The sequence below is a fragment of the Candidatus Schmidhempelia bombi str. Bimp genome (assembly GCF_000471645.3).
Classification (GTDB): domain Bacteria; phylum Pseudomonadota; class Gammaproteobacteria; order Enterobacterales; family Orbaceae; genus Utexia; species Utexia bombi.
The window spans coordinates 1-861 of sequence record NZ_AWGA01000095.1 but is presented as its reverse complement, the minus strand read 5'-3'; the positions used below and the strand labels follow the sequence as shown (position 1 = coordinate 861).

At 35.0% G+C, this 861-nt stretch carries 2 protein-coding genes; both read left to right on the top strand.

The window, feature by feature from the left end:
* Window positions 1–46: 46 nt before the first annotated feature.
* The gene (locus tag O970_RS08980; RefSeq protein WP_133459368.1) at window positions 47–385 is read left to right on the top strand and encodes an EndoU domain-containing protein; all 339 of its coding nucleotides are present in this window, start codon (window positions 47–49) and stop codon (window positions 383–385) included.
* Entirely contained in the window at window positions 382–645 is a 264-nt protein-coding gene (locus tag O970_RS09975; protein WP_166667109.1) for a hypothetical protein, read from the top strand. The genes O970_RS08980 and O970_RS09975 overlap by 4 nt, the downstream gene beginning before the upstream one ends.
* Window positions 646–861 lie beyond the last annotated feature (216 nt).

The following is an 861-nucleotide window of genomic DNA, read 5'->3' as shown; positions in this document are numbered from 1 at the left end:
CTGAAAAACTTAAAGCCAGTATTAGAGACCTGTCGTCAGCAGAGGCATGGATAGCAAAATAAGGGATCCAAATATTAGAGTAGATAAATGGATTGGCGATGCTGATGTTAATGGTGTCCAAAAAGGATATATTTCTGTTAGAGATCCAGCAACAGGGAAATGGTATAAAAAAGAAGCTGAAACGATGTTTTTCCCTGAACATTGGTCTAAACGTCAAACTGAGATGGAAATTAAAAGTGCTTTCAAAAATTCGAAGCCACATCCACAATATAAAGAAAGGTGGCAAGGGACATCCTTTAGTGGATTAAAAATGGAAGGCTATTATAAAAAACCAAATGGGACTGGAGCTACCGCTTGGCCTATGTATAAAGGAAATGATAAATGAAGAACAAAAAAATATATTTATACTGGTCTGATAATTATAAAGAATTTTGTCCAACAGGGATGATGGATGATGAAAATATTAGATATGTACCTAAACAAGGTTACGGTGTATGTGAAATAGCTTCTTGGTTATCGACAGAGCTTCAACATTCGAGCACTGGTCTAAGCGTCAGACGGAAATGGAAATTGAAAGTGCTTTTAAAAATTCAAAAAGAATTTCAAATACAGAGAGATGGGAAGGAGTTTCTACTAGCGGTCTAAAAATACAAGGTTTCTATAAAAAGCCTAATGGTACAGGTGCGACTGCTTGGCCAATTTATAAAGGAAAAAAATAACATGTTAAATGATCAAATTATATTCTGGTGGAGCGATTCAGATTTTATTCCTACGGGAGGTAAACTTACAAAATATGCTAATAGTGAAAAAATATTTGGTTTTGGAGCAAGAGAAATTGCAGATTGGTTAGCATGTGATCTT

What these genes read in the sequence shown, in the direction of transcription:
- O970_RS08980 (WP_133459368.1), top strand. Translation starts at nt 47, where the DNA reads ATGGATAGCAAAATAAGGGATCCAAATATTAGAGTAGATAAATGGATT.
- O970_RS09975 (WP_166667109.1), top strand. Translation starts at nt 382, where the DNA reads ATGAAGAACAAAAAAATATATTTATACTGGTCTGATAATTATAAAGAA.